Source organism: Mycobacterium colombiense (assembly GCF_003284975.1).
Taxonomy (GTDB): Bacteria; Actinomycetota; Actinomycetes; order Mycobacteriales; family Mycobacteriaceae; genus Mycobacterium; species Mycobacterium europaeum_A.
In genome coordinates, this window is sequence record NZ_QMEU01000204.1 from 1 (window position 1) to 3,135 (window position 3,135).

The 3,135-nt window shown below is 64.9% G+C and carries 3 protein-coding genes and 1 pseudogene; all 4 read right to left on the bottom strand.

Going from position 1 to position 3,135, the window contains the following annotated elements:
* Window positions 1-139 (bottom strand): annotated as a pseudogene (lsr2, locus tag DQP58_RS26325) (histone-like nucleoid-structuring protein Lsr2); the annotation flags it as partial.
* Between the two features lie 128 nt (window positions 140-267).
* On the bottom strand, window positions 268-1,764 hold the full coding sequence (lysS, locus tag DQP58_RS26330; RefSeq protein ID WP_112710962.1) for a lysine--tRNA ligase: 1,497 nt from the start codon (window positions 1,762-1,764) through the stop codon (window positions 268-270).
* Between the two features lie 43 nt (window positions 1,765-1,807).
* Window positions 1,808-2,623 (bottom strand): type III pantothenate kinase, encoded by an 816-nt coding sequence (locus tag DQP58_RS26335; RefSeq protein ID WP_112710963.1) that lies wholly within the window; start codon window positions 2,621-2,623, stop codon window positions 1,808-1,810.
* Between the two features lie 2 nt (window positions 2,624-2,625).
* Window positions 2,626-3,045 carry an aspartate 1-decarboxylase gene (gene panD / locus DQP58_RS26340; RefSeq protein ID WP_112635420.1) on the bottom strand — a complete coding sequence of 140 codons (420 nt, stop codon included), beginning with the start codon at window positions 3,043-3,045 and terminating at the stop codon, window positions 2,626-2,628.
* Window positions 3,046-3,135: the final 90 nt, after the last annotated feature.

Genomic DNA, 3,135 nt, shown 5'->3' on the forward strand with positions numbered 1-3,135 from the left:
CGCCGCGCAGCTTCGCGGCATTCTTGGACGAAAGATCAATCTCGTAGGTCACCCCGTCAAGCCCGAATTCCACCGTTTCGTCGGCCGCGCCGGCACCGTCGAAATCATCGACCAAGGTGACGGTCACTTTTTTTGCCATTGGCTTACCCTCGCATTTCGTCCTGAGCGGATACTGAGCAGATTGGATCGGACCTCCCCGGTCACCAATCTGCCATAACAGCGAAGCATACTCAATCTGTACGGAAGCCGCACAGTTGAAACTTTGAACTACGACTGTGGCCGAACAATCGGGAACAAAACTGTCTCTCGAATTGACAGACCAGTCAATGTCATCAACAACCTGTCGATACCCATTCCCGTTCCCGTGCACGGGGGCATCGCATACTCGAGTGCGGCGAGGAAATCCTCGTCGAGCACCATGGCTTCGTCGTCGCCCGCGGCGGCAGCACGCGCTTGCGCGGCGAACCTCTCGCGCTGCACGACGGGATCGTTCAGCTCGGAGTACCCGGTGGCCAACTCGACGCCACGCACATACAGGTCCCACTTCTCGGTGACGCCCGCGATACTGCGGTGCTGGCGCGTCAAAGGCGTTGTCTCGACCGGGAAATCCCGCACGAACGTCGGGGCGACGAGGCCGTTGCCCACCGTGTGCTCCCAGAGCTCCTCGACGATTTTTCCGTGCCCGTAACCCCGGTCGCGGGGGATTTCGACCCCGAGCCGGTCGGCGATGCCGAGCAGTTCTTCGACGGAGGTCCCCGGCGTGATCTCGTCACCGAGTGCCGCGGACAACGACGGGTACATTTCTATGGAAGCCCATTCTCCGTCTATGTCGTAGACACTGCCGTCGGGCAGCGGGAGTTGTCGGGTTCCGATCGCCTCATCGGCCACCTCTTGAATAAGCTCGCGAGTCACTACTGCCGAATCGTCATAGGTGCCGTACGCCTGGTAGGTCTCCAACATGGAGAATTCCGGAGAATGCGTTGAATCCGCACCTTCGTTTCTGAACACGCGATTAAGTTCGAAAACTCTGTCGAAACCGCCGACGACGCACCGCTTGAGGAACAGTTCCGGCGCGATCCTCAAGTAGAGATCGATGTCGAGCGCATTGGAATGCGTGATGAAGGGCCGCGCCGCCGCGCCGCCGGCCAGCGTCTGCAACATTGGGGTTTCGACTTCCAGAAACCCGCGCCGGTCCAGCGCGTTGCGGATCGCGCGGATGACGGCGATCCGCTGCCGGGCCACCGTGCGGGCCTGCGGGCGCACGATCAGGTCGACGTAGCGCTGCCGTACCCGCGCCTCCTCGCTCATGTCCTTGTGCGCGACGGGCAGCGGACGCAACGACTTGGACGCCATCCGCCAGGAGTCGGCCAGCACGGACAATTCGCCGCGCCGTGAGCTGATCACGTTGCCGTGCACGGAGACGATGTCGCCCAGGTCGACGTCGGCCTTCCACGCGTCCAGGGATTGCCGGCCGACCTTGTCGAGGCTGATCATCACCTGCAGGCTGGTGCCGTCGCCCTCCTGCAGCGTGGCGAAGCAGAGTTTGCCGGAGTTGCGGGCAAAGATCACCCGGCCGGCGACGCCGACGACGTCGTCTGTCGCCGTGTCCACCGGCAGGTCGGGGTGGGCGGCGCGGACTTGGGCCAGCGTGTGGGTGCGTTCGACGGCGACCGGGTAGGGGTCGTGGCCTTCGGCGAGCAGCCGAGCGCGCTTATCCCGGCGGATGCGGTACTGCTCGGGAATGTCTAGGTCGTCGGCACTCACGACGTGCCAGCTTAAAGGACCGGGCTTTGGAGGCGCGGTGACGTCAGCGGGCCGTCTTGAGCCGGCCGCGCTGGGCGTCGCGGTTGCGTTCGAAGATCAGCCGCAGGCCGTGCAGGGTCAGGTGCTTCTCGTAGTGACTTACCGTCTGCAGTTCGGGCAGCAGCAGCGGCGCGGTGTGGCCGGTGGCGACGATCGCCACGTCGTCGCCGGCAAAGCCGTCCACGTCCTCACGAATCCGCCCGACCAGACCGTCCACCAGGCCGGCGAAACCGAACACCGCACCGGCCTGCATGCACTCGACGGTGTTCTTGCCGACGACCGAACGGGGCCGGGTCAGCTCCACCCGGCGCAGCGCCGCCGAGCGGGCCGCGGCGGCGTCGGAGGACACCTGCAATCCGGGCGCGATCGCGCCGCCGAGGAATTCGCCCTTCGCCGACACGACGTCCACACAGATAGACGATCCGAAGTCGATGACGATGGCCGGGCTGTTGAAGCGGTGAAAGGCGGCCAGGCAGTTGACGATTCGGTCCGCGCCGACTTCCTTGGGGTTGTCGACCAGCAGCGGGATGCCGGTGCGCACCCCGGGTTCGATCAACACGTGGGGCACCGACGGCCAGTACTGGTCGAGCATCAGCCGCACCTCGTGCAGCACCGAGGGGACGGTCGACAGCGCCGCGGCTCCGGTGAGCCGTTCGGAGTCGTCGCCGATGAGTCCGTCGATGGTCAGCGCCAGTTCGTCGGCGGTGATCTCGGCTTCGGTGCGAATCCGCCACTGCTGCACGACGTTTGCGTGCTCTTTGGATCCCGAGATCAGCCCGACGACGGTGTGGGTGTTACGGACGTCGATCGCCAGCAGCACGGCTACCGCGCAACGATCCGGGGATCCAGCAGCTCGGCCGCGTCGGCGGGCACGAAGGCCGGATCGTGGCCGAGGTCGATCGGCTTGTTGTCGGCGTCGACGAAGACGATCCGCGGCTGGTACGCCCGCGCCTCGGCCTCTTCCATGGTGCCGTAGGCGATCAGGATCACCAGGTCGCCCGGGTGCACGAGATGCGCTGCGGCACCGTTGATTCCGATCACCCCACTGCCGCGTTCGCCGGTGATCGCATAGGTGACCAGCCGGGCGCCGTTGTCGATATCGACGATGGTCACTTGTTCGCCCTCGAGCAGGTCCGCCGCGTCCATCAGATCGGCGTCGATGGTCACCGAGCCGACGTAGTGCAGGTCCGCCTGCGTGACGGTGGCCCGGTGGATCTTCGACTTGAGCATCGTCCGTAACATCAATTCCTCCAAGGTGATTGGGCGTAGTGTCCGTCCGGCCCAGCGGTGCCGGCGGGTGTTTCGATCCGCATTTCGATGTTGTCCAGCAGC

Excerpts from the sequence above, each read along its gene's own strand:
- panD (WP_112635420.1), bottom strand. The coding sequence starts at position 3,045 with ATGTTACGGACGATGCTCAAGTCGAAGATCCACCGGGCCACCGTCACG.